Source organism: Nocardioides zeicaulis (genome assembly GCF_042432345.1).
Lineage (GTDB): Bacteria > Actinomycetota > Actinomycetes > Propionibacteriales > Nocardioidaceae > Nocardioides > Nocardioides zeicaulis.
Genome location: NZ_JBHLXH010000002.1, coordinates 703550 through 728379 on the forward strand (window position 1 = coordinate 703550; position 24830 = coordinate 728379).

Consider the following 24830-nt stretch of genomic DNA (forward strand, 5'->3'; position numbering starts at 1 on the left):
GGACGCCGCCGAGCAGTTCGTCACCTGGCTCACCGGCAAGGAGGCGCAGCAGGCGATGGGCGAGTCGTACGCGCTGGAGTACCCGCTCAACCCCGACGCGGCCCTCGACCCGGCCGTCAAGCCCTTCGACGAGCTCGACCCGCCCCAGGTCGACGTCGCCAGCCTCAACGGCCCGCAGGTCACCGACCTGATGACGCAGGCCGGCCTGCTCTGACCGGGACCGGGCGCCGCACACCGCCCCTGCTGCTCGCAGCGGGGGCGGTGGTCGCGCTGCTCGCGCTCGTCCCGCTGGGCTACGTCGCCACCTACGTCGTGGTGATCGGGCCCGTCGAGCTGTGGCACCTGCTCGTCCGGCCACGGATCGGCGAGCTGCTCACCAACACCCTCACCCTCACCGCCTCCTGCATGGCCGCGACCGCCCTGCTCGGGGTCGTGCTGGCCGTGCTCGTCGAGCGCACCGACCTCCCCGGTCGCCGGGCCTGGCACGGCCTCCTGGTCGCACCGCTGGCGGTGCCGGCGTTCGTCAACGGCTACGCCTGGGTCTCCCTCGACCGCAGCGTCCACGGCTTCGGTGGCGCGTTCGCGGTGGTCACGCTGTCGTACTACCCGCTCGTCTACCTCCCCGTCGTCGCGATGCTGCGCCGCCTCGACCCGGCGCTGGAGGAGTCGGCCTGGTCGCTGGGCCACTCGCGGGCCCGCACGCTCGCCACGGTCGTGCTCCCGCAGCTGCGGCCGGCGCTGCTGGGCGGCGCGCTGCTGGTCGGGCTGCACCTGCTCGCCGAGTTCGGCGCGCTCTCGCTGCTGCGCTTCCCCACCTTCACCACCGCCATCTACGACCAGTACGGCTCGACGTTCAACGGCGCCGCCGCCACGGCCATGGCCGGCGTCCTGGTCCTGCTCTGCCTGGTGCTGCTGCTCGCCGAGCTCCGCCTGCGCGGCGACCGCCGCTACGCCCGGATCGGCCGCGGTGCCGCGCGCACCTCGGTGCCGCTCGGGCTCGGCGCCTGGCGCTGGCCGCTGCTCGCCACGCTCGCCGGCGTCGTGGTGCTGGCGGTCGGCGTGCCGGCGTTCTCGCTGGTGCGCTGGCTGGTCGTCGGTACGTCGACGGAGTTCCCGCTCGGCGACCTCACCGAGGCGCTGGCCTCGACCGTCGTCCTCGCCCTCCTCGGCGCACTGGCCACCACGGTCGCCGCCGTGCCGGTGGTGTGGCTGGCCGTGCGCCACCGCGGCCGGGTCTCGACGCTGATCGAGCGCAGCACCTACGTCGCCAACGCGCTGCCCGGCATCGTCGTCGGCCTGGCGCTCGTCGTCGCGTCGCTGCGCCTGGTGCCGCCGGTCTACCAGACCGCGACCCTGCTCGTCGCGGCGTACGCCATCCTCTTCCTGCCGCGCGCGGTGGTCACTGTGCGTGCCGGGCTGGAGCAGGCGCCCGCGGTCCTCGACGACGTCGCGCACAGCCTCGGTACCGGGCCGCTCGAGACCGCGCGCCGCGTGACGCTGCCGCTCATCGCGCCCAGCCTGGGGGCGGGCGCGGCGCTGGTCTTCCTGGCGATCTCCACCGAGCTGACCGCCACCTTGATGCTGTCCCCCATCGGCACCCGGACCCTCGCCACGGAGTTCTGGTCCGCGTCGTCCGAGCTCCGCTACGGAGCCGCCGCCCCCTACGCCCTCCTGCTGGTGCTCGTCTCGATCCCCGCGACGGTGCTCCTCATGCGGCAGGAGCGACTCTCCCTCCAGGAGGCCATGCCATGAGCTCCCTGACGATCACCGAGGTCACCAAGGACTTCGCCTCCACCGGACCGGGCCGCTCCGCGACCCGCGCCGTCGACGCGGTGAGCCTGCACGTGCCGCACGGCTCGTTCACCACCGTCCTCGGCCCCTCCGGGTGCGGCAAGACCACCCTCCTGCGCCTGATTGCGGGCTTCCTGCTCCCCGACGGCGGCTCGATCGCCTTCGGCGACACCGTCGTGGCCGGCGACGGCGTCAAGCCGATGCCCCCGCAGGTGCGCCGGGTGGGCTACGTCCCGCAGGAGGGCGCGCTGTTCCCCCACCTCGACGTGGCCGCCAACATCGCCTTCGGTCTCCCGCGCGAGGACCGGGGTCGCGGCGGCGACGACCGGGTCGCGGAGATGCTCGACCTCGTCGAGCTGCCCGCCGACTTCCGCCACCGCCGCCCCGACGAGCTCTCCGGCGGCCAGCAGCAGCGCGTCGCGCTCGCCCGCTCCCTCGCGCCGCGCCCGGCGGTCGTGCTGCTCGACGAGCCGTTCTCCTCCCTCGACGCCAGCCTGCGCGGCAGCACCTCGCTCGCCGTGCGCCGGGCGCTCGCGGCCAGCAACACCACGGCCCTGCTCGTCACCCACGACCAGAACGAGGCGCTGTCGCTGGCCGACCAGGTCGCGGTGATGCGCGCCGGGCGGCTTGTGCAGTCGGCCAGCCCCAGCGAGGTCTACCTCTCCCCCAGCGACCCCCAGGTCGCGGAGTTCGTCGGCCGCGCGGTCGTCCTGCCCGGCACCGCGACCGCCAGCCGCGCGACCTGCCCGCTCGGCGAGGTCGTCCTGACCGAGCCCGGCGAGGGGCCGGTGTCGCTGATGATCCGCCCGGAGCAGATCTACGTCGACCTCGCGCACGCCGAGGGGGTCCGCGGGACGGTCGAGGAGCTCAGTTACTACGGCCACGACTGCGCCGTGCAGGTCCGCCTCGACGACGGCACGCCCGTGCTGGCCCGGATGGCGGGCGTGCGCCATCCCGTGCCCGGTGACGTGGTCCACCTCCGGGTGACCGGCCTGGTCCGCGCCTACCGTCCCGTCGCCCACCCCCCGGCCTCGTGACCCTCACCCCCACCCGGCCGTCGCTGCGGCCGGTGCTCGACCACGTCGCCGCCGGCGAGGCCCCGGCGCTCGTCGCCGACGGCCGCACCCTCAGCCACACCGAGCTGGCCGGGCTGGTCGCCGAGCGCGCCCGCTCGTGGGGCCCGGCTCGCCGGCTGGTGCTGGTCGAGGGCGCCAACGACCTCGGCTCCGCGGTGGCCTACCTCGCCGCGCTCCAGCACGGCCACGTCGCGCTCGTCGTGCCCGACGGCAGGCCCGCGCAGCGCGAGGCGGTCCTCGCCGCCTACGACCCCGACGTGGTGTGCACCGCCGGCGCACCCGACGACGTGCGCCGCGCCACCAGCGCGCACGACCTGCACCCCGACCTCGCGCTGCTGCTCAGCACCTCGGGCAGCACCGGCTCGCCCAAGCTCGTGCGGCTCTCGCGCGACAACGTCGCGAGCAACGCCGCCGCCATCGCCGACTACCTCGGCCTCACCCCGGCCGACCGTGCGATCACGGCGCTGCCGCTGCACTACTGCTACGGCCTGTCGGTGCTGCACTCCCACCTCATCGCGGGCGCCAGCGTGGTGCTCACCGACCTGAGCGTCGTCGACGAGTGCTTCTGGGACCTCTTCACCGCGACCGGGGCGACCAGCCTCGCCGGCGTCCCGCACACCTTCGACCTGCTCGACGCCAGCGGCTTCGCCGAGCGCGACCTCCCGACGCTGCGCCAGGTCACCCAGGCCGGAGGACGGCTGGCCCCCGAGGCGGTGCGCCGCTGGAGCCGCGCCGGTCGCGAGCGCGGCTGGGACCTCGTGGTGATGTACGGCGCCACCGAGGCCACCGCCCGGATGGCCTGGCTCCCGCCCCACCTCGCCGAGGACCACCCCGCCGCGATCGGCGTCGCCGTGCCCGGCGGCGCGCTCCGCCTCGACGAGTCGGTCGACGACCGCCCCGACGTCGGCGAGCTCTGCTACTCCGGGCCCAACGTGATGATGGGCTACGCCCACACCCCCGCCGACCTGTCGCGGGGCGCCGGCCCCGACGAGCTCCGCACCGGCGACCTCGCCCGCCTGGTGGACGGCCTGTTCGAGGTGGTCGGGCGCCGCAACCGCTACGGCAAGGTGTTCGGCCTCCGCCTCGACCTCGACGCCGTCGAGTCGCACCTGCGCGCCGAGGTCGACCGTCACGCCCGCGTGGTGGCCACCGACCGGGCCGTCCACGTCCTGCTGCGCCACGGTCGCGGCAACGAGGCCGCCCGCATCCTCGTCGTGGACCAGTGCGGACTGCCCGTCCACGCCGTCGAGGTCCACCTGCTGGCCGAGGACCCGCTCACGCCGAGCGGCAAGGTGGACCGCGCGGCCCTGCTCGCCCTGGCCACCGCCGCGGAGCAGGACGACCGGCACGAGCGGGACGGGCGGGCTGCCGACCCGGGCGTCCGCGACGTGCGCGCCGACCTGGTGCGGGTGCTGGGACGACCCGACGCCCGCGACGACGACTCCTTCGTCTCCCTGGGCGGCGACTCGCTGTCCTACGTCGAGCTGGCGACCCGGCTGGCCGACCACTTCCCCGACGGCGTGCCCGCCGGCTGGCACACCCGCACGGTCGCCGAGCTGCAGCGGCTCGCCGACACCGCCGCGGCGCCGGCCCCGGACCGGCGGCGCCGGTGGGTGCGCCTCGACACCACCGTCGCGCTGCGGGCGCTGGCGATCCTCTTCGTCGTCGCCAGCCACGTCGACCTCGTGCACCTCGAGGGCGGCGCCCACCTGCTGCTCGCCCTGGCGGGCTTCAACTTCGCCCGCTTCCAGCTGTCCGCGGCGGGCGGTCCCCGCACGCGGCTGCGCCACGGCCTGGCGGGGCTGTCCCAGCTGGTGGTGCCGTCGGTGCTCTGGGTCGGCACCGTCGCGCTCGTCCTCGGCAGCTACGACTGGACCACGACGTTCTTCCTGCGCGAGCTCGTGAGCTCCTCGGAGTGGGACGACCAGTGGCAGCTGTGGTTCCTGGAGTCGCTCGTGTGGCTCACCGTCGGCGCCCTCGCGCTCACGTGCGTGCCGGCGCTGCACCGCCGCGAGCGGCGGGACCCGTTCCGGTTCGCCCTGGCCGTGCTCGCCGTGACCGCCGGCGCTCGCTTCGCCGAGGTCGGGCTGCGCGCCGGGCCGACGGAGCGCTACACCACCCTCGTCGTCGCATTCTTCTTCGCCCTCGGCTGGGCCGGTGCCCGCGCCGACAGCACCCGGCGCCGGGTCCTGGTGTCGGTGCTGGCGACCGTGCTGACGGTCGGCTTCTTCGGCCAGGCCCACCGCGAGGCCATCGTGCTGGGCGGCTTCCTGCTGATGCTGTGGCTGCCCCACGTGGGTGTCCCGGCTCGCCTGGCGCGGGTCGCGGGGGTGCTCGCGAGCGCCAGCCTGTTCGTCTACCTGACCCACTGGCAGGTCTACCCCCGGCTCGAGGACGCGGGCCACCAGTGGCTGGCGCTGGGCGCCTCGCTGGCCGTCGGCATCGCCTACGGGCGCCTCGTGCGTCCGTTGCACCATGCGGTCGGACGGGCCGTGCTCGGCTCGCGGTAGCCTGCCCAGCGGTACGCCCCCCGGCCGCCCCCGGCCGTCCAGATCCGTGTCACCGCCAGGAGTCCAGCGTGAGCTTGAAGAAGGTCCTGATCGCCAACCGTGGCGAGATCGCCGTCCGCGTCATCCGCGCCTGCAAGGACGCCGGCATCGGCTCCGTCGCGGTCTACGCCGACCCCGACCGTGACGCGCTCTTCGTCCGGCTCGCCGACGAGGCGCACTCCCTCGGTGGCGCGACCCCCGCGGAGTCGTACCTCGACATCGCCAAGATCATCGCCATCGCCGAGAGGTCCGGCGCCGACTCCGTGCACCCCGGCTACGGCTTCCTCGCCGAGAACGCCGACTTCGCCCAGGCCGTCATCGACGCCGGGCTGGTCTGGATCGGCCCGCCGCCGGCCGCGATCGAGGCGCTCGGCGACAAGGCGAAGGCCAAGCACATCGCGGACAAGGCCAACGCCCCGCTCGCGCCCGGCACCAAGGACCCGGTCAAGGACGCCGACGAGGTCGTCGAGTTCGCGAAGGCCAACGGGCTGCCGGTCGCGATCAAGGCCGTCTTCGGCGGCGGCGGGCGCGGCCTCAAGGTCGCCCGCACCCTCGAGGAGATCCCCGACGCCTACGAGTCGGCCGTCCGCGAGGCCGTCACCGCCTTCGGTCGCGGCGAGTGCCTGGTCGAGAAGTTCCTCGACAAGCCGCGCCACGTCGAGACCCAGTGCCTGGCCGACCAGCACGGCAACGTCGTGGTCGTCTCCACCCGCGACTGCTCGCTGCAGCGCCGCAACCAGAAGCTCGTCGAGGAGGCGCCCGCGCCGTTCCTCTCCCAGGAGCAGCTCGACGAGCTCTACGACTCCTCCAAGCGGATCCTCAAGGAGGCCGGCTACCACGGCGCCGGCACGTGCGAGTTCCTCGTCGCGCAGGACGGCACGATCTCCTTCCTCGAGGTCAACACCCGCCTCCAGGTCGAGCACTGCGTCTCCGAGGAGGTCACCGGCATCGACCTCGTGCGCGAGATGTTCCGCATCGCGGCCGGTGAGGAGCTCGGCTACGACGACCCCGAGATCCGCGGTCACTCCATCGAGTTCCGCATCAATGCCGAGGACGGCGGCCGCAACTTCATGCCCGCCCCCGGCACCCTGTCGGCGTGGTCGCCGCCGAGCGGCCCGGGCGTGCGCCTCGACGGCGGCTACGAGAACGGCGAGACCGTCCCCGGCTCGTTCGACTCCCTCATCGCCAAGCTGATCGTCACGGGCACCACGCGCACCCAGGCGTTGGAGCGCTCGCGCCGCGCCCTCGACGAGTTCGTCGTCGACGGCATGCCGACCGTGATCCCGTTCCACCGTGCGGTGGTCTCCGACCCGGCCTACGTCGGTTCCTCCACGCCGTCGGGCGAGGGCGAGTTCACCGTCTACACGCAGTGGATCGAGACGGAGTTCGACAACCGGATCGAGCCCTACTCCGGCGCCGTCGCCGAGGCCGACGAGCCGGGCGAGCGCCAGAAGGTCACCGTCGAGGTCGGCGGTCGCCGCCTCGAGGTCGTCCTCCCGGCCGGCCTCGGCGGGCTCTCGGTCGGCAGCGGCGGGTCCGGCGGAGCCAAGAAGGCCGGCAAGCGCGCGGCGAAGAAGGCCGGCGCCGCCGCCTCGGGCGACGCGGTCACCTCCCCGATGCAGGGCACCATTGTCAAGGTCGTCGTCGCCGAGGGCCAGGAGGTCGCCGAGGGCGACACCATCGTGGTGATGGAGGCGATGAAGATGGAGCAGCCGCTCAAGGCCCACAAGGCCGGCACCGTCACCGGCCTCCAGGCCGAGGTCGGCGCCACCGTCACCAACGGCGCGGTCATCTGCGAGCTCAAGGACTGACAAGTTAGATAGCGAGCGCTCGCTTTCTGTGTCAGACTGACGGGCGTGACCACCGCGCCCGTCCGTCGTACCCAGGCCGAGCGCCGGGAGGGCACGATCGCGGCGCTGCTCGACGCGACGGTCGCGTGCCTGGCCCAGAGCGGGTACGCCGCCACCTCGACCGCCGCGGTGTGCGCGCGGGCGGGCGTGAGCCAGGGGGCGCTCTTCCGGCACTTCCCCACCCGGCAGTCCCTGCTCGTGGCGACCGCCGAGCACGTGGCGCGCCGCAACGTCGAGGAGTTCCGCACCTCCGTGGGGCTCGAGGTGGGCACGGTGGACGAGGTGGCGGCCGTGCTCGGCCGGCTCCGCACGGTCGTCCTCTCCCCCGCCAACCAGACGTGGCGCGAGCTGCTGGTCGCGGCCCGCGCCGACGGCGAGCTGCGCGCGGCGCTGCTGCCGGCCAGGGAGTCGCTCCAGGCGCAGATGCTGGCCGCCGCCGGCGAGCTCTGGGCCGACCGGCTGCCGCCCGACGACCTCGCCGCGGTGCTGAGCATCGTGGTCAACATGCTCGACGGGCTGGCGTTCTCCGCGCTCGACCCCGACCCCGCGGCGCCACCGGGGCGCACGGTCGAGCGGGCCCTGCGCCTGCTCGCCGAGATGATCGTCCGCCACTACCCCGAGGAAGCCCGATGAGCACCCCCGACACCTTCACCCCCGACGTCGTCGTCGTCGGCGCCGGCCTGGCCGGCCTGGTCGCCACCCACGAGCTGGCGCTGGCCGGCAAGCGGGTCCTGGTCCTCGACCAGGAGAACCGCGCCAACCTCGGGGGCCAGGCCTGGTGGTCGCTGGGCGGGCTGCTCTTCGTCGACAGCCCCGAGCAGCGCCGGATGGGCATCACGGACTCGTTCGACCTGGCCTGGCAGGACTGGCAGGGCTCGGCGCAGTTCGACCGGCTGGGCGACGGCACCGACGGCCCCGGACGCGGCGAGGACCACTGGCCGCGGCGCTGGGCCGAGGCCTACGTCCGGTTCGCGCACGAGGAGAAGCGCGACTACCTCCGCGCCCTCGGCCTGCGCTCGCTGCCGTTCGTCGGCTGGGCCGAGCGCGGCGACGGCCGCGCGCTGGGCCACGGCAACTCCGTGCCGCGCTTCCACCTGACGTGGGGCACCGGCCCCGAGGTGGTGCGGATCTTCGCCGAGCCCGTGGAGCGCGCCGAGGCGTCGGGCCTGGTCAGGTTCGCCTTCCGCCACCGCGCCGACGAGCTGGTCGTCGAGGACGGCGCCGTCGTCGGCGTGCGCGGCACCGTGCTGGCCGAGGACTCCTCTGAGCGCGGCGTGAAGTCGTCTCGCGAGGCGGCGGGCTCCTTCGAGCACCGCGCCCCCGCCGTCGTCGTGACGAGCGGCGGCATCGGCCACAACCACGAGCTGATGCGTCGCAGCTGGCCCACCGAGCGCGTCGGCCCGGCGCCCGAGCACATGATCAGCGGGGTCCCCGCCCACGTCGACGGCCGGATGCAGGGCATCGCGGTCGACGCCGGCGCCACGATGGTCAACAAGGACCGGATGTGGGCCTACGTCGAGGGCATCCACAACTGGGACCCGGTCTGGCCCGACCACGCCATCCGCATCCTGCCCGGCCCGTCGTCGATGTGGTTCGACGCCACCGGCAGGCGGCTCGAGGGCATGTCGGGCGTCCCGGGTGCGGACTCGATCGGCGCGATGAAGCAGATCCTGGCGGCCGGCCACGACTACTCGTGGTTCGTGCTGACGCAGTCGATCATCGAGAAGGAGTTCGCCCTGTCGGGCTCGGAGCAGAACCCCGACATCACCGGCAAGGACCTGAAGTTCCTCGCCCAGACCAGGCTGGCGAAGGGCGCGCCGGGCCCGGTCGAGGCGTTCAAGGAGCACGGCGTCGACTTCGTGGTCGCCGACACGCTCGGCGAGCTGGTCACCGGCATGAACGCGCTGGCGCGGGGGCCGCAGCTCGACGCCGAGGCGCTGGAGCGCGAGATCGTCGCCCGCGACCGCGAGGTCACCAACGACTTCAGCAAGGACGTGCAGGTGATGGCGATCCACAACGCGCGCCGCAGCCGCACCGACAAGCTGATCCGGGTCGCGAAGCCGCACCGGATCCTCGACCCCGCCCACGGCCCGCTCATCGCCGTGCGCCTCAACATCCTGTCCCGCAAGACGCTCGGCGGGCTGGAGACCGACCTCGACGGCCGCTGCCTGGCCGCCGACGGCGCCCCCGTCCCGGGCCTGTACGCCGCAGGCGAGGTCGCCGGCTTCGGCGGTGGCGGGGTCCACGGCTACAACGCACTGGAGGGCACCTTCCTCGGCGGCTGCATCTTCTCCGGGCGCGCGGTCGGGCGGGCGCTCGCGCGCCAGGCGCGGCGGTGACGGGCTGGCTCAGGCGGTGGCCAGCAGGAGTCGGCCCTCGGGCGCGTCGGCCGGCCCCTTCACGTGGTGCGTCACGGAGGTGAACCCGGCCGCTGCTGCAACGTCTGCGACCTCTGCCTCGGTGTCGTACAGACGGTGTCCCGCGACCGGGAAGCGCTTCTGGGCCATCGCGGGCATGTGCTGCCGCAGCTGGTAGCCCAGCGCGAGGAGGCCTCCCGGGCGCAGGCTCGAGCGGATCGCGGCGAGGTCGGCGACCGGGTCTCGCAGGAAGTACAGGACGTGGTTGGCCATCACGGCGTCCGCCGGCGCACACGCCGCCAGCGACGCGATCCCGCCCTCGACGAGGGTCAGCCGGCCCGACGCGCACGCAGTGCCGTTCCGCCTGCGCGCCTGCGCGAGCATGACCGTGGAGAGGTCGACGCCCCACACGTGCGCCTCGGGGAACTGCGCCAGGAGCGCCTGGAGCCCCACGCCCGGTCCCGGCCCGAGCTCGGCGACCCGGGTCGCCCCGGGACCGAGCCGTTCGCCCGCCCGCTCGACGACCCAGCGGCTGAGGGCCGCGTTCCCCCTGGCCATGCCGAGACCGACGACGGCACCGAGGATCCCTGACGGACGACCGAACTGCTGCGCGAGGCCCATCCGGCCAGTATCGGCTCGCACGGGCCCCGCGGGAAGCGGTCGTCGTTCAGACGGTGGGGACCGTCCCGCCGTCGATGACGTACTCGGCGCCGACGATCGAGGACGCCCGGTCGGAGACGAGGAAGCCGACCAGGTCCGCGACCTCCTCCGGCGTGGCGAAGCGGCCGAGCGGGACCCCGCCGAGCGAGTCGAAGATCGTCTGCTTCGCCTGCTCGCGGGTCAGGTCGTTGCCGCGGGCGAGGAGGTCGACGAAGCCCTCGTAGGCCTCGGTCTGGATGCCGCCGGGGCTCACCGCGTTGACCCGCACGCCTCGTGGCGCCACCTCGTTCGCAAGGCCCTTGCTGTAGGTGCGGAGCGCCGCCTTGGCCGCGGCGTAGGGCAGCGTGGCGTCGTGCAGCGGCATGACGCCCTGGATCGAGGTCACGTGGACGACCGCCCCGGACCCCGCCCCGACCATCGCCGGCAGCAGCGCCCGGTCCAGGCGTACGGAGCCGAGGAGGTTGAGGCCCAGCTCGGCGAGCCAGTGCTCCTCGCCCGCGGCCGCGAACCCGCCCGGCGGGGTCGACGAGCCGCCGACGACGTGCACCAGGACGTCGAGCGGGCCCTCGACGGAGACCCGGGCGGCCACGGTGTCGACGCCCGCGACGGTGGAGGTGTCCGCCTCGATGAAGCGGTCGGGCCGTGGGTGGCCGTCGGGCATCGTGCGCGCGGACGTCCAGACGTCCGCGCCCATCTCGCGCAACCGCTCCACCACCGCCCTCCCCGCACCCCTGGACCCGCCGGTGACCAGTGCCCGGCGGCCGTCGAGGCGGTCGCGTCCGGATGTGGACATGGTGTGCTCCTCTCCTGGCCGGGCGCCGTCAGACCGTGATCTCGAGCTGCTGGATCGTGTCGTCGGCCAGCGTGAAGATCATCCGGAGGTCGACCTCGCCGCCGGGGAAGTCGCCCGAGAGGTGGCTGCCCACCTCCCACACGTCGTCCGCAGGTCGCGAGACGGATCCGAGCGTGGTCTCGACCCGGTAGTCCTGCGCCGACCGGTCGAAGACCTCGAAGGTCGCCTGACGGCCGTGGAGCGTCTTCCCGTCGTCGAGGACCGCGACGTCCTCGGCGAGGTAGGTCATCGCCGTCGCGAAGTCCTGGGCCACGTGGGCGCGGAGGTAGCTCGCCAGGACCTCGGGGAGCGCGTCCCAGTCGAAGGTCGTCGTGTCGGTCGAAGCCGTCGTGTCGTTCATGGTGTCGTCCTCTTTCGTGGGTGGTGGTGACGTCGACCCACGCTGCCGCCTCCCCGTCCGGCAGGGTCAAGGGCGGGACTCTCCCCCGGGGAGAGGGTGCAGACTGCCGCCATGCTGGCCATCGGGGAGTTCTCGAGACTGACGCACCTGAGCGTGCGCACCCTGCGTCGCTACCACGAGGCGGGCCTGCTGGTCCCCGCCGCGGTGGACCGCTCCACCGGCTACCGCTCCTACGACGCGGACCAGATCCCGACCGCGCAGGTGATCCACCGCCTCCGCGAGCTCGACGTCCCGCTCCCGGACGTGCGGCGGATCATCGACTCCAGCGACCCGGGCAACCGCGCCGCGCTCGTGTCGGACCACCTGGCGCGCCTGGAGGCCGAGCTCGACCGGACCCGCGCCGCGGTCGTGTCACTGCGCCGCCTCCTCGACCCCGACCCCGTCCCGCTGAGCGTCGAGCTGCGGGCCGTGCCCGAGACGGGGGTGGCCGCGATCGAGGACGACCTCGAGATCGACGCCGTCGACGCCTGGTTCGCGGGGGCGATGGCCGAGCTCCGCGCCGCGGTCGGCACCCCGGCCGGACCAGCAGGCGGGGTCTACGACAACGCCCTCTTCGAGGACGGCCGGGGCCACGTGCTGCTCCACCTGCCGGCCGCGGACCCGCCGCACCGCGGGAGGGTGCGCCCGGTCACCCTGCCGGCGGTCGAGCTGGCGGTCGCCACCCACGTGGGGTCCCACGACGACGCCGACATCACCTACGGCGAGCTCGGCTCCTGGGTGGTGGCCAACGCGCTCGCGGTGGCCGGCCCCGTCCGGGAGACCTACCTGGTCGGGCCCGCCGACGACCCCGACCCGGCCGCGTGGCGCACCGAGATCGGGTGGCCGATCTTCCGGATGGCGTAGGACCTGGCGGCCAGCCGGCCTCGTGGCCGAGGCCCGGTGGCGTCTGACGCCGGGCGAGTGTGCGTCCGCTCACCGGGGGCCCGGACATCGCCGGCCATCCTCCAGGAGTGCGGTGTCTGTGACGTACCAGGCACGTCACGGACACCGCACTCCCGACGGCCGCGTCAGCCCTTCCACTCCTCAGCGAGGAGCGCGTAGGTGTAGCCGTCGATCCAGCCGAGCTCGGCGTGGAAGGAGTCCTTGACGCCGTGCTGCTCGCGTCGCATCCCCAGCTTCTCCATGACCCTCCACGACGCGACGTTGTCGGCGAAGCAGCCGGCCTGGACCCGGCGGAGCCCCAGCCGGGCGAAGGCGTTCGCGAGCGCGTCGCGCGCCAGCGCCGTCGCGATGCCCCGGCCGGCGTGGTCCAGGTGCACGAAGTACGAGAGGCGCCCCTCGCGACCGGTGAGCTCCGCCCCGTTGCCCGACTGGCCCATGCCGTCGACGACGCCGAGGGCCGCCTGGCCGACCATCGCGCCGTCGAGGACCGCCACCACCCGGTGGTGGTCGCGGCCGTCGTAGGCCGCCCACTCGGCGACGTACTCCTCGGCGTCCTCGATGCGCTGCTGCAGGAACCAGCGGGTCACGTCGGGCCGGTGGCGCCACGTGAGGAACTGCTCGGCGAGCTCGCCTGTCGGAGAGGTGAGCCGAAGCCCTGAGGTCGTCATGTCGGGCGACTCTAGACAGGTACGGGGCTCGCCAGGTCCGGTCGGCCTCGTCGCCGCGTCTGCATACGCGCCCGGGCGCCGCACGTGCGGCGGTTCCTGCCCACGACTTCACTTGCGCGGGGTCACCTCGCCGAACGCGCGCCCCTACACGTGTACGACGCCGTGCTCGTCGGAGCGGGAGAGCCGGACGTAGCGCTCGTGGCGTGTCGTCGTAGGGGACGGCGTGGTCGTAGTCGACGCTGTCGCGGGTGGCTGATCTGGGGGAGTAGGGGTAGCAGTCAGCGCACTGCTGGCGCACCTCGCGGGGCATGATCCATCCGCCCGACCGACTTCGGGCGAAGCGCTCCCGGGCGGGCACTGCCGGTGTTCTACTGTGGTTCGCGTCGCTCCGTCCTGGGTCGTTGCGCTTCTGGAGCGAGGGTTGTCGATGTCTGCTGTGCGCCGCACGTCCGTGTTCGTGGTGGGTGGCCTGGCGGCCTCGGCGCTGGCCTGGGTGCCGGCCGCCGCTCCGGCGCTCGCCGAGCCGGTGACGCCGACGTACACCACGGCCGGCCTCGCCACCGGCGCCAGCCCCTACTCGGTCGCGGTCGGTGATCTCGACAGTGACGGCGACCAGGACCTGGTCACCGCCGACTCCAGCGCGTCCACCGTCACCGTCCTGACCCGAGGCGTGGGCAGCGGCTACACCCCGACCGCCACGGTGTCCACCGTGGTCGCCGGTGCCGGGGTGGGCCCCGCCTCGGTGGCGATCGGTGACCTCGACGACGACGGCGACCAGGACCTCGTCACCGCCAACGTCGACGGCAGCGTCACCGTGCTGACCCGTGACTCCGGGGGGTCCTACGCCGCAAGCACCGCCTCGCTCACGGGCACCGGCTCGTACTCCGTCGCCATCGGTGACCTCGACGGTGACGGCGACCAGGACCTGGTCACCGCGAACCGTGACGAGGACTCCGTCAGTCTGCTGACCCGCGACCCCGGGGGCACGTTCACCCGCACGGACGTCGGCGTCGGCGCCCCCGGGAGTGAGCCGCTGTCGGTGGCGATCGGTGACCTGGACGGCGACGGCGACCAGGACCTGGCCACCGCGAGCTCCGGCTCCGACCAGGTCTCCGTCCTCACCCGCGGGCCCGGCGGGGCGTACACCGCCACGGAGCACCCCGCCGGGGACTATCCGGTGTCGGTGGCGATCGGAGACCTCGACCGGGACGGCGACCAGGACCTGGCCACCGCCAACGCCTTCTCGGACGACGTCACGGTGCTGACCCGCGGTGCCGACGGCGCCTACTCCTCCACCGCGCCCGTTGCCACCGGGAGCTTTCCGTACTCGGTGGCGATCGGGGACTCCGACGGTGACGGACGCCAGGAGCTCATCACCGCCAACGCCGGTTCGGACGACGTCACGATCCTGACCCGTGGCTCCGGTGGCACCTACACCCCGGCGATCGCCGGCACCACCGGCACCAGCCCGATCTCGGTGGCGATCGCGGACCTCGACCGTGACGGGGACCAGGACCTCGTCACCGCCAACGTCGGCTCGAACAACGTGACGGTGCTGACGAACACCGCCGGGCACCGGCCGCCGAACTACTACGCCTCGACCACCGCCGGGGCGACCGGCGACGGTCCGTACTCGGCGGCGATCCGGGACCTCGACCGCGACGGGGACCAGGACATCGCCACCGCCAACTCCAGCTCGAACGACGTGACCGTCCTGACTCGCGGCACCGCCGGCACCCACGCCTCCACCGTCGCCGGGACTACCGCGAGCCTCCCGTTCTCGCTGGCCATCGCCGATCTCGACGGCGACGGCGACCAGGACATCGCCACCTCCAACGCCGACTCGAACAACGTCACGATCCTGACCCGCGGCACCGCCGGCACCTACACCTCCACCATCGCCGGCACCACCGGCGGTGGCCCCTACTCGCTGGCCATCGGGGACCTCGACGGCGACGGCGACCAGGACCTCGCCACCACCAACTACGCCTCGAACAACGTCACGATCCTGACCCGCGGCGCCGACGGCACCTACACCTCCACCATCGCCGGCACCACCGGCGGTGGCCCCTACTCGCTGGCGATCGGGGACCTCGACGGCGACGGCGACCAGGACCTCACCACCGCCAACTACACCTCGAACAACGTCACGATCCTGACCCGCGGCGCCGACGGCACCTACACCTCCACCATCGCCGGCACGACCGGGGCTTCCCCGGTCTCGCTGGCGATCGGGGACCTGGACGGCGACGGGGACCAGGACCTCGCCACCGCCAACCTCGGCTCCAACAACGTCACCGTGCTGACCCGCGGCGCCGCCGGCACCTACACGCGGACCGTCGCGGGCGCCACCGGGAGCTCCCCGATCTCGCTGGCGATCGGGGACCTGGACGGCGACGGGGACCAGGACCTCGCCACCGCCAACCTCAGCTCCAACAACGTCACCGTGCTGACCCGCGGCGCCGCCGGCACCTACACCTCCGCCATCGCCGGCACGACCGGAGCTACCCCGGTCTCGGTGGCGATCGGGGACCTCGACGGCGATGGCGACCAGGACCTCGCCACCGCCAATGTCACCTCGAACAACGTCACCATCCTCACCGCCGGGCGCGACGAGGCGACTCCGACGACCACGGACAACGTGCCGACCGGGCCCCGGAACGCACCGGTGCCCGTGACGTTGACGGCCGACGACACGGGTGGGTCAGGCATCCGGGAGATCCGGTACGCCGTCGGCACTGCTCCCGGCACCCCGACCACGCTGTACAACCCGGCTTGCAAGCCCACCCTCGGCAACGGGGAGTCCATCCGCTACTTCGCGGTCGACAACGCCGGCAACGCCGAGACCGCCCACACCTCGATCGCGGCCCAGGTCGACACCACCAGGCCGACGGTCACCTTGTCGGCACCCACCGGGCCGGTCGGCGGCCCGTTCACCGTGACTGCCACCTTCTCCGAGGCCGTCACCGGTCTCGACGCCTCCGACTTCACCATCGGCAACGGCACCGCCGGCACACTGACCGGGTCGGGCGCCACCTACACGCTGTCCGTCACCCCGGCCACCGACGGCACCGTGACGGTCGACCTGCCCGCCGGATCCGCCACTGACGCTGCCACGAACACGAACACCGCGGCCGCCCAGCTGACCCGCACCGCTGATCTGACCCGACCCAGCGTGACCCTGTCGGCGCCCGCGGGCCCGTCCAACGGCCCGTTCACGGTGACCGCGACGTTCTCCGAAGCCGTGACCGGTCTGGACGCCTCCGACTTCGCCATCGGCAACGGAACCGCCGGCACCCTGACCGGGTCGGGCGCCACCTACACGCTGCCCGTCACCCCGGCCACCGACGGCACCGTGACGGTCGACCTGCCCGCCGGATCCGCCACCGACACCACCGCCAACCCCAACACCGCCGCCACCCAGCTGACCCGCACCGCGGACCTGACCCGACCCAGCGTGACCCTGTCGGCGCCCGCGGGTCCGGTCGGCGGTCCATTCACGGTGACCGCCACCTTCTCCGAAGCCGTGACCGGTCTGGACGCCTCTGACTTCGCCATCGGCAACGGAACCGCCGGCACCCTGACCGGGTCGGGCGCCACCTACACGCTGCCCGTCACCCCGGCCACCGACGACACCGTGACGATCGACCTGCCCGCCGGGTCCGCCACCGACACCGCCGCCAACCCCAACACCGCGGCCACCCAGCTGACCCGCACAGTCGCGCAGCCGACGTTCTCGACCGGTCCGGACGCGACCGTCACCGGCACCCCGGTCGTCGGCGGCACCCTCGCCGCCGACACAGGGACCACCGTCCCACCGGCCGAGTCGTTCACCTACGCCTGGTCTGCCGACGGCACCCCGATCGCCGGCGCGACAGCCTCGACGCTGACCCTCGACGCCAGCCAGCTCGCCAAGACGATCACCGTCGCGGTCACCGCGACGAGGACCGGTTACGACGACGCCACCGACACCTCGGTGGCCACCTCGCCGGTCGGCGCGGGGACCTTCAACCCCACCCCGGCTGCCGCAGTGACCGGCACCGCCCACGTCGGGCAGACGCTGACCGCGACCACAGGGGCGCCCGTCCCGTCCCCTGACTCCTACGCCTACACGTGGTACGCCGACGACGTCGCCGTTGCGGGACAGACCGGCCCGCAACTGACGCTGACCAGCGCACTGGCGCACCGTCGGATCAGTGTCGAGGTCACCGCGCGCCGGGCCGGGTACACCGACGCGGTGTCCCGCTCGACCGCGACCGACCCGGTTGCCGCCGACCTGGCACCACAGCTGACCCTGGACGTCAGCGCCGCCACGACGGCCGGGCGGGCCACCGACGGCACCGCTGCCGTCCGGCGCGGCACCAGGATCACCATCACCTGGTCGGCCACCGAGGGCGCCACCGTGACCGCGACCGGTGAGCTCGGCGAGATTCTCGCCCGGCGCTACCCCCATGGCCCGCTCCCCACGAGCGGCCAGGTCACACGCAAGCTCAAGCGGACCGGCCTGCACCGGTTCCGGATGCAGGCCACCGGCCCCGGCGGGAGCACCGGCGCGTACGCCGCCATGACCGTCGTACGGGGACCGACCCGCTTGCGGGTCGAGGCGCCGGCGGTGGCCAGGTCCGATCAGAGGGTGGCGCTACGCGTGACCGGTCTGGGGGGCCACGAGCGGTACACGATCATCCTGACCCGGGCCGGTACCCGGACGCCGATCGTGTCGGCCATCACCGGCCGCGCCAACCGGGCCGGCGTCATCCACCGACGCCTCCTGCTCCCCGACCTCGCGGCCGGCAAGCGGCGAGTCACCGTCACGGTCACCGGGCGCACCACTCGCAGGACCGGGAACACCACCATCCGGCTGAGATAGGCGGCCCGGAGAGGCATCAACACCTCAGCAACGCCTGCAGCGCAGGGCTCCGGGAGCTGGTCACGTCGCCTGGACCACCGGCGCCGCACCCGCGCGCCGGTGGTCGCGCGGGCTGACGCCGCGCTCCCGCTTGAAGGCCGCGCTGAGCGCGAAGGGGCTGGCGTAGCCGACGCGGTGGGCCACCGAGGCGACGGTGGCGTCGGGCTCGAGGAGCAGGTCGGCGGCCAGCGTGATCCGCCAGTCGGTGAGGAACGCCATCGGCGGCTCGCCCACGAGCTCGGTGAACCGGCGGGCGAAGCCGGCCCGGGACACCCCGGCCCGCGCGGCGAGCTCCGCGACTGACCACGGGTGGGCGGGATGGTGCTGCATCAGCCGGATCGCGGGACCGACGACCGCGTCGGCCTGCGCGTCGTACCACGCGGGGGCGTCGCTGCGCGGGCGCGCGAACCAGGTGCGCAGCAGGGTGATCAGCACCAGGTCGAGCAGCCGGTCGAGCACCGCCTCCTGCCCCGGGGCCTCGCGCACCACCTCGTCGGCCAGCAGTCCGAGGAGCGGGGTGTCGAGCTCGTCGGCGCGCAGCACCAGGGTGCGCGGCAGGGAGCGGACGAGGCGGCGGGTGACCTCGCCCTCGAGCTGGTAGACGCCCGTGAGGAGGACCGTGTCGCCGACGGTGCTGTTGCCCCAGGTCCGCACGCCCTGGCGCATCTCCTCGACCACGACGTGACCGTCGACCGTCGTGCAGACCTGGCCGGGACCGATGACCACCTGGTCGGCGGTCCCGGGGTCGTCCGCCATGGTCCAGTGCTCCGGACCGACCCACACGACGACGTCCCCCGGCCCGAGCCGGACCGGCTCCTCACCGTCGGGCCGCACCCACGCGTGGCCCCGGACCACCGACGTCACCGACAGCGGCGCCTCGTCCTCGAGCCGCACCGACCACGGCGGGTCGAGCAGGATCCGGAGGAGGAACGCGCGCCGCGCGCGCGGACCGTCGAGCAGCGCGCTCAGGGCGTCCATCCGGCCACGATAGACGTCCGCGCATGTGCGCGCGGTCCTCGACCATGGAGATCCTCCACGCGAGACGGTGGGATCGGGACATGACCACGCACTCGCTCCCCCTCCCGTCCCAGACCCTCACCGTCGCGGCCGTCGTCGTCGCCGGGCTCCAGGCGGGGACCTACTTCACCTGGGCGACCGGCGTCATGCCCGGGCTCGCGCGCACCGACGACCGCACCTTCGTCGCCACGATGCAGCAGGTCAACGTCGCGATCGTCAACCCGGTCTTCATCGCGACCTTCCTCGCCGCGCCGGTGCTCGCGGGCGCGGTCGCCGCGGTGGGTGGCGCCCCCGCCCGGACGTGGGCGATCGCCGCGACGGCCCTGGCCGTCGGGACGGTGCTGATCACGGTGGCGGGCAACGTCCCGCTCAACGACGCGCTGGCCGCGGCGGGGGCGGTGGACCGGATCCAGGACCTGGCCGCCGTCCGCTCCGACTTCGAGTCCCGCTGGGTCGTGCTCAACGCGTGCCGGGCGCTGACCTCCGCCGGCGCCCTGGCCTGCCTGGGCGCAGCAGTCCTGCGGATGCGGGGCTGAGGTCACTCCAGGCCGACGGCGGCCACCAGCAGGTCGAGGTGGTGCTCGAAGACGTCCTTGGGATCGGTGAACGTGGCCGCGCCGTACTGCCCGAACAACTCGAAGCTCACGCAACCGAACAGCGCCGCCCACGCCAGCAGCCCGCGGGCGACGAGGCCGTCGGGTGCGGTGATGCCCATCTCGCGGCGGATCCGCGCGAGGTCGCGCGCGAGCCGACGCGGCCCGACGGGCTCCTCGGCGACCACGCCGACGCCCGCGACCCCCGCCTGCCAGGCGTCCTCCCACACCTCCACCAGCCGGCGCACCACGCGCGTCCCCGGTCCGGTCGTCTGCTCGGCCGGCGCCTCGTAGCCCGGCACGGGACTGCCGAAGAGCAGGGCGTACGTCGCAGGCTCGGCGAGCGCCCACGTGCGGACCGCGCGCCCGACCGCCCGCATCCGACCCGCGTGGTCGCTCCGGTCCACCTTCGCCTCCGCGGCGTCGACCGCGTCGCCGAGCTCGTCATAGCCGTCGACGACCAGCAGGGTGAGCAGGTCGTCCCGGCTCGCGACGTAGCGGTAGACGGCCGACGACACGACGCCCAGGTCACGGGCGACCGCCCGCAGGGACAGCGCCGCGGCGCCGTCCGTGGCGAGGTGCGCGCGACCGATGCGGACGATGTCGCGCATCGTCTGCTCGCGGGCCCGGGCGCGGGGCGAGGTCTCCGACATCCCACCAGTGTGCCACGTCCGTGAGCGCTGATGACTTATGAGAGCACTGCTCTTGCTTTTGGTCCAGAGAGAGTGCAGGATGCTCGAACGAGAGCAGTGCTCTCTTTTCACACACCATCACCCGCAGGAGAAGCCATGTCCGTCCACGTCGTCACCGGAGCCGGTCCCGTCGGCTCGACCGTCGCCCTCCAGCTCGCCGAGGCGGGCGAGCAGGTCCGCCTGCTGACCCGCTCCGGGTCCGGGCCCGACCACCCGCTCGTGGAGCGGCGGCGCGTCGACGTCTCGCGACCCGACCAGCTCGACGAGGCCTTCGCCGGCGCCGTCGCGGTCCACCACTGCATCCACGGCTCGCGCTACGACGCCCGCACGTGGCGCGCCGAGCTGCCGCAGGCCGAGCGCGTGGTGCTCGAGACGGCCGGCCGCGCCGGCGCCGTGGTGGTCTTCCCGGAGAGCCTCTACGCCTACGGGCCCGTCGACGGGCCGATCACCGAGGACCTGCCCCGCGCGGCCACCACCGGCAAGCTCGGCGTCCGCACCGAGCTGCTCGCCCAGCGCGACGCCTCCCCGACGCCGACCGTGAGCGTCGCCGCCTCCGACTTCTACGGACCGCTCGTGCGCAACGCGCACGCCGGCGAGCGCATGGTGCCCACCGTCCTGGCCGGACGCACGATGCGCGTCGTCGGGAGCGCGGACCAGCCCCACTCCTTCACCTACGTCCCCGACCTGGCGGCCGCGATGATCCGGGCGGCCGCCCGCGAGGACCTGTGGAACTCGTTCCTGCACGCCCCGACGTCCCCGGCACTCACCCAGCGCGAGCTGGTGGCGATGGTCGCGGCGGCCGCCGGCGTACCCGTCCCCAAGGTCTCCGCGGTGCCGGCCGGGCTCTTCTCCGCCCTGGGCCTGGTCTCGCGCGACATGCGCGAGCTGGCCGAGACCTCCTACATGTTCAGCGCACCCTTCGTCCTCGACTCCGGCCCCAGCGAGGAGCGGCTCGGCCTCACCCCGACGCCGCTGGAGGAAGGTCTCGCGGCCACCGTCGCCTGGTGGCGCGCCCAGCTGGCGGTCGCCGCCTGAGGGGTGAGCCACGGTACGGACGAGTAACCCACCTCACCCCGCCCACTCGGTAGGTTGCGGCCCATGTTCTCCAAGGTGCTCGTCGCCAACCGTGGCGAGATCGCAGTCCGGGCCTTCCGAGCGGCGCGCGAGCTCGGTGCGCGCACGGTCGCCGTCTTCCCCTACGAGGACCGGGGCTCCGAGCACCGGATGAAGGCCGAGGAGGCCTACCAGATCGGTGAGGAGGGGCACCCGGTCCGGGCCTACCTCGACCCCCAGGCGATCGTCGCGGTCGCGGTGCAGTGCGGCGCCGACGCGATCTACCCCGGCTACGGCTTCCTGTCGGAGAACCCGGCGCTCGCCGAGGCCTGCGCCGAGGCCGGCATCACCTTCATCGGCCCCAGCGCCGACGTGCTCACCCTCACCGGCAACAAGGCGCGCGCGATCGCGGCCGCGAAGGCCGCCGGGGTGCCGGTGCTGGAGTCCGTGCCGCCGTCGACCGACGTCGACGAGCTCCTCGCCGCCGCCGAGCAGATCGAGGCGCCCCTGTTCGTCAAGGCCGTCGCGGGCGGCGGCGGCCGCGGCATGCGGCGCGTCGACGACCGCGCCGACCTCCGCGAGGCCATCGAGACCTGCATGCGCGAGGCCGAGGGCGCGTTCGGCGACCCGACGGTGTTCATCGAACAGGCCGTCGTCGACCCGCGCCACATCGAGGTCCAGATCCTCTCCGACGGCACGGGCACCGACGAGGGCGTCATCCACCTCCACGAGCGCGACTGCTCGGTCCAGCGACGCCACCAGAAGGTCGTCGAGATCGCCCCGGCGCCCAACCTCGACCCCGACCTGCGCGAGCGCATCTGCGCCGACGCCGTTCGGTTCGCCCGCGAGATCGGCTACAAGAACGCCGGCACCGTCGAGTTCCTGCTCGACCCCACCGGCAGGTACGTCTTCATCGAGATGAACCCGCGCATCCAGGTCGAGCACACCGTGACCGAGGAGGTCACCGGGGTCGACCTCGTCCAGTCGCAGATGCGCATCGCCGCCGGCGCCACCCTCGCCGACCTCGAGCTCACCCAGGAGTCGGTGCAGCCGCGCGGCTTCGCGCTCCAGTGCCGCATCACCACCGAGGACCCCGCCAACGGGTTCCGGCCCGACACCGGCCGGATCACGATGTACCGCTCCCCCGGCGGCCCGGGCGTCCGCCTCGACGGCGGCACCACCTACACCGGCGCCGAGATCAGCCCCCACTTCGACTCGATGCTGGCCAAGCTCACCTGTCGCGGCCGCACGTTCGAGGCCGCGGTGCAGAAGGCCCGCCGCGCGCTGCTGGAGTTCCGCATCCGCGGCGTCTCCACCAACGTCGGCTTCCTCCAAGCCGTCCTGGCCGACCCCGACTTCGCCGCCGGCGGCGTCACCACGTCGTTCATCGAGGACCACCCCCAGCTGCTCAAGGCGCAGGTCGGCGGCGACCGCGCCACCCGCCTGCTGGAGTTCCTGGCCGACGTCACCGTGAACCAGCCGCACGGCGCCGCCCCGGTCACCGTCGACCCGGTCACCAAGCTCGCACCGCTCGACCGCACCCAGCCGCCGCCCGACGGCACCCGCCAGCTGCTGCGCGAGGTGGGCCCGGAGGAGTTCGCCCGCCGGCTCCGCGCGCAGGACGGCGTCGCGGTCACCGAGACGACGTTCCGCGACGCGCACCAGTCGCTGCTCGCGACCCGCGTGCGCACCCGCGACCTGCTCGCCGTCGCCGGCCACGTCGCCCGGACGACGCCGCAGCTGTGGTCGGTCGAGTGCTGGGGAGGGGCGACGTACGACGTGGCCCTCCGCTTCCTCAACGAGGACCCGTGGGAGCGGCTGGCCGCGCTGCGCGAGGCGATCCCCAACATCGGTCTGCAGATGCTGCTGCGCGGCCGCAACACCGTCGGCTACACGCCCTACCCGACCGAGGTCACCGAGGCGTTCGTGCAGGAGGCCGCCGAGACCGGCATCGACGTGTTCCGCATCTTCGACGCCCTCAACGACGTCTCGCAGATGCGCCCGGCCATCGACGCGGTCCGCGCCACCGGCACGTCGGTGGCCGAGGTCGCGCTCTGCTACACCGGCGACCTCTCCTCGCCGAGTGAGCGCCTCTACACCCTCGACTACTACCTCCGCCTGGCCGAGCAGATCGTCGACGCCGGCGCCCACGTGCTGGCCATCAAGGACATGGCCGGACTGCTGCGCGCGCCGGCCGCCCGCACGCTCGTCACGGCGCTGCGCGAGCGCTTCGACCTGCCGGTGCACCTCCACACCCACGACACGCCCGGCGGCCAGCTCGCCACCCTCCTGGCCGCGATCGACGCCGGCGTCGACGCCGTGGACGCCGCCTCCGCCGCCATGGCGGGCGGCACGTCGCAACCCGCGCTCTCCGCGCTCGTCTCCGCGACCGACCACTCCGAGCGCGAGACCGGGCTCTCGCTGGCCGCCGTCAACGCGATGGAGCCCTACTGGGAGGCCGTGCGCCGCGTCTACGCGCCCTTCGAGTCCGGCCTGCCCGCCCCCACCGGTCGCGTGTACCGCCACGAGATCCCCGGCGGCCAGCTGTCCAACCTGCGCCAGCAGGCGATCGCCCTCGGCCTGGGTGAGCGCTTCGAGCAGGTGGAGGACATGTACGCCGCCGCCAACGACATCCTCGGCAACGTCGTGAAGGTGACGCCGTCGTCGAAGGTCGTCGGCGACCTGGCCCTCGCCCTGGTGGCCGCCCACGCCGACCCGGCCGAGTTCGAGGCCGACCCGGGCTCCTACGACGTCCCCGACTCCGTGGTCGGATTCCTCAACGGCGAGCTCGGCGACCCGCCGGGTGGCTGGCCCGAGCCGTTCCGCACCAAGGCCCTGGCCGGTCGCACGTGGAAGAAGCCGGCCGAGGAGCTCACCGCCGAGCAGCGGGCCGGCCTCGGGACCGACCGTCGCGCGACCCTCAACGAGCTGCTCTTCCCCGGCCCCACCGCCGCGTTCCGCGAGTCCCGCGAGGCCCACGGCGACCTGTCCGGCGTCTCGACCATCGACTACCTCTTCGGACTGCGCCGCGGCGAGGAGCACCGGGTGCGGGTGCGCGAGGGCCGCGAGATGCTCTTCGGCCTGGAGGCGATCGGCGAGCCCGACGAGCGCGGCATCCGCACGGTCATGGCCACCGTCGACGGCCAGCTCCGTCCGGTGCAGGTCCGCGACCGCAGCGTCTCCGCCGACGTCGCCTCGGCCGAGCGCGCCGACCCGAAGGCCACCGGCCACGTCGCCGCGCCCTACGACGGCGCCGTGACGGTGCTGGTCTCCGAGGGCGACACCGTCGAGGCCGGCCAGACCGTCGCCACCATCGAGGCGATGAAGATGGAGGCCTCCATCACCGCGCCCGTCGCCGGCACGGTGAGCCGCGTGGCGATCCCCTCGACCAAGGCGGCCGAGGGCGGCGACCTGGTGCTGGTGATCGGCTGAGCGCACCCGCCCCAGGGGTGCAGTTTGCGCATTCGTCCGCGCAGCGGACGC

17 protein-coding genes and 1 pseudogene are annotated in these 24830 nt (G+C 73.7%); 12 read left to right on the forward strand and 6 right to left on the reverse strand.

Annotated features, from left to right (window positions below):
- The 7 genes and pseudogenes from ACFFJG_RS18010 to ACFFJG_RS18040 all read left to right on the forward strand — a co-directional run.
- Positions 1-214: pseudogene (locus tag ACFFJG_RS18010) on the forward strand (iron ABC transporter substrate-binding protein); the annotation flags it as partial.
- 47 nt (positions 215-261) lie between these two features.
- Positions 262-1752, forward strand: a complete 1491-nt coding sequence (locus ACFFJG_RS18015) for an ABC transporter permease (protein ID WP_378520156.1) — start codon at positions 262-264, stop codon at positions 1750-1752.
- Positions 1749-2828, forward strand: coding sequence for an ABC transporter ATP-binding protein (locus ACFFJG_RS18020; RefSeq protein ID WP_378520157.1), 1080 nt, complete (start codon positions 1749-1751; stop codon positions 2826-2828). The genes ACFFJG_RS18015 and ACFFJG_RS18020 overlap by 4 nt, the downstream gene beginning before the upstream one ends.
- Positions 2825-5377, forward strand: a complete 2553-nt coding sequence (locus ACFFJG_RS18025) for an AMP-binding protein (protein WP_378520158.1) — start codon at positions 2825-2827, stop codon at positions 5375-5377. Before ACFFJG_RS18020 ends, ACFFJG_RS18025 begins: the two co-directional genes overlap by 4 nt.
- Positions 5378-5445: 68 nt before the next feature.
- Positions 5446-7227 (forward strand): acetyl/propionyl/methylcrotonyl-CoA carboxylase subunit alpha, encoded by a 1782-nt coding sequence (locus ACFFJG_RS18030; protein ID WP_378520159.1) that lies wholly within the window; start codon positions 5446-5448, stop codon positions 7225-7227.
- A 45-nt stretch (positions 7228-7272) separates the two neighbouring features.
- Positions 7273-7899, forward strand: a complete 627-nt coding sequence (locus ACFFJG_RS18035; protein ID WP_378520160.1) for a TetR/AcrR family transcriptional regulator — start codon at positions 7273-7275, stop codon at positions 7897-7899.
- Positions 7896-9605: an FAD-binding dehydrogenase gene (locus tag ACFFJG_RS18040; RefSeq protein ID WP_378520161.1), complete on the forward strand. Its 1710-nt coding sequence runs from the start codon at positions 7896-7898 to the stop codon at positions 9603-9605. The genes ACFFJG_RS18035 and ACFFJG_RS18040 overlap by 4 nt, the downstream gene beginning before the upstream one ends.
- 9 nt (positions 9606-9614) lie before the next feature.
- Here the strand turns inward: ACFFJG_RS18040 and ACFFJG_RS18045 are convergent, their stop codons facing one another.
- Genes ACFFJG_RS18045 through ACFFJG_RS18055 form a run of 3 tightly spaced genes read right to left on the reverse strand, consistent with a single transcriptional unit; the run spans position 9615 to position 11476 of the window.
- On the reverse strand, positions 9615-10244 hold the full coding sequence (locus ACFFJG_RS18045; RefSeq protein ID WP_378520162.1) for a class I SAM-dependent methyltransferase: 630 nt from the start codon (positions 10242-10244) through the stop codon (positions 9615-9617).
- Between the two features lie 46 nt (positions 10245-10290).
- Positions 10291-11076, reverse strand: coding sequence for an SDR family oxidoreductase (locus ACFFJG_RS18050; RefSeq protein ID WP_378520163.1), 786 nt, complete (start codon positions 11074-11076; stop codon positions 10291-10293).
- Between the two features lie 28 nt (positions 11077-11104).
- Positions 11105-11476 (reverse strand): hypothetical protein, encoded by a 372-nt coding sequence (locus tag ACFFJG_RS18055; RefSeq protein WP_378520164.1) that lies wholly within the window; start codon positions 11474-11476, stop codon positions 11105-11107.
- A gap of 111 nt (positions 11477-11587) precedes the next feature.
- On the opposite strand from ACFFJG_RS18055, the gene ACFFJG_RS18060 reads away from it, so the two are divergent.
- A complete protein-coding gene (locus ACFFJG_RS18060; RefSeq protein WP_378520165.1) occupies positions 11588-12379 on the forward strand; it encodes a MerR family transcriptional regulator in 792 nt (263 codons plus the stop codon).
- A 164-nt stretch (positions 12380-12543) separates the two neighbouring features.
- On the opposite strand, the gene ACFFJG_RS18065 is transcribed toward ACFFJG_RS18060, so the two are convergent.
- Positions 12544-13086, reverse strand: coding sequence for a GNAT family N-acetyltransferase (locus ACFFJG_RS18065; RefSeq protein WP_378520166.1), 543 nt, complete (start codon positions 13084-13086; stop codon positions 12544-12546).
- Between the two features lie 427 nt (positions 13087-13513).
- Between ACFFJG_RS18065 and ACFFJG_RS18070 the strand changes: the two genes are divergently transcribed.
- Positions 13514-17953, forward strand: coding sequence for a beta strand repeat-containing protein (locus tag ACFFJG_RS18070; RefSeq protein WP_378520167.1), 4440 nt, complete (start codon positions 13514-13516; stop codon positions 17951-17953).
- 60 nt (positions 17954-18013) lie between these two features.
- On the opposite strand, the gene ACFFJG_RS18075 is transcribed toward ACFFJG_RS18070, so the two are convergent.
- The gene (locus tag ACFFJG_RS18075; protein WP_378520168.1) at positions 18014-18970 is read right to left on the reverse strand and encodes an AraC family transcriptional regulator; all 957 of its coding nucleotides are present in this window, start codon (positions 18968-18970) and stop codon (positions 18014-18016) included.
- 80 nt (positions 18971-19050) lie between these two features.
- Here ACFFJG_RS18075 and ACFFJG_RS18080 point away from each other — a divergent pair, with 80 nt between their 5' ends.
- The gene (locus ACFFJG_RS18080; RefSeq protein WP_378520169.1) at positions 19051-19545 is read left to right on the forward strand and encodes an anthrone oxygenase family protein; all 495 of its coding nucleotides are present in this window, start codon (positions 19051-19053) and stop codon (positions 19543-19545) included.
- 2 nt (positions 19546-19547) lie between these two features.
- On the opposite strand, the gene ACFFJG_RS18085 is transcribed toward ACFFJG_RS18080, so the two are convergent.
- Complete coding sequence (locus ACFFJG_RS18085) at positions 19548-20255, reverse strand: TetR/AcrR family transcriptional regulator (RefSeq protein WP_378520170.1); 708 nt, start codon at positions 20253-20255, stop codon at positions 19548-19550.
- 135 nt (positions 20256-20390) lie between these two features.
- Here ACFFJG_RS18085 and ACFFJG_RS18090 point away from each other — a divergent pair, with 135 nt between their 5' ends.
- Both ACFFJG_RS18090 and ACFFJG_RS18095 read left to right on the forward strand, forming a co-directional pair.
- Positions 20391-21329 (forward strand): NAD-dependent epimerase/dehydratase family protein, encoded by a 939-nt coding sequence (locus ACFFJG_RS18090; RefSeq protein WP_378520171.1) that lies wholly within the window; start codon positions 20391-20393, stop codon positions 21327-21329.
- 63 nt (positions 21330-21392) lie between these two features.
- Positions 21393-24779, forward strand: a complete 3387-nt coding sequence (locus ACFFJG_RS18095; RefSeq protein WP_378520172.1) for a pyruvate carboxylase — start codon at positions 21393-21395, stop codon at positions 24777-24779.
- Positions 24780-24830 lie beyond the last annotated feature (51 nt).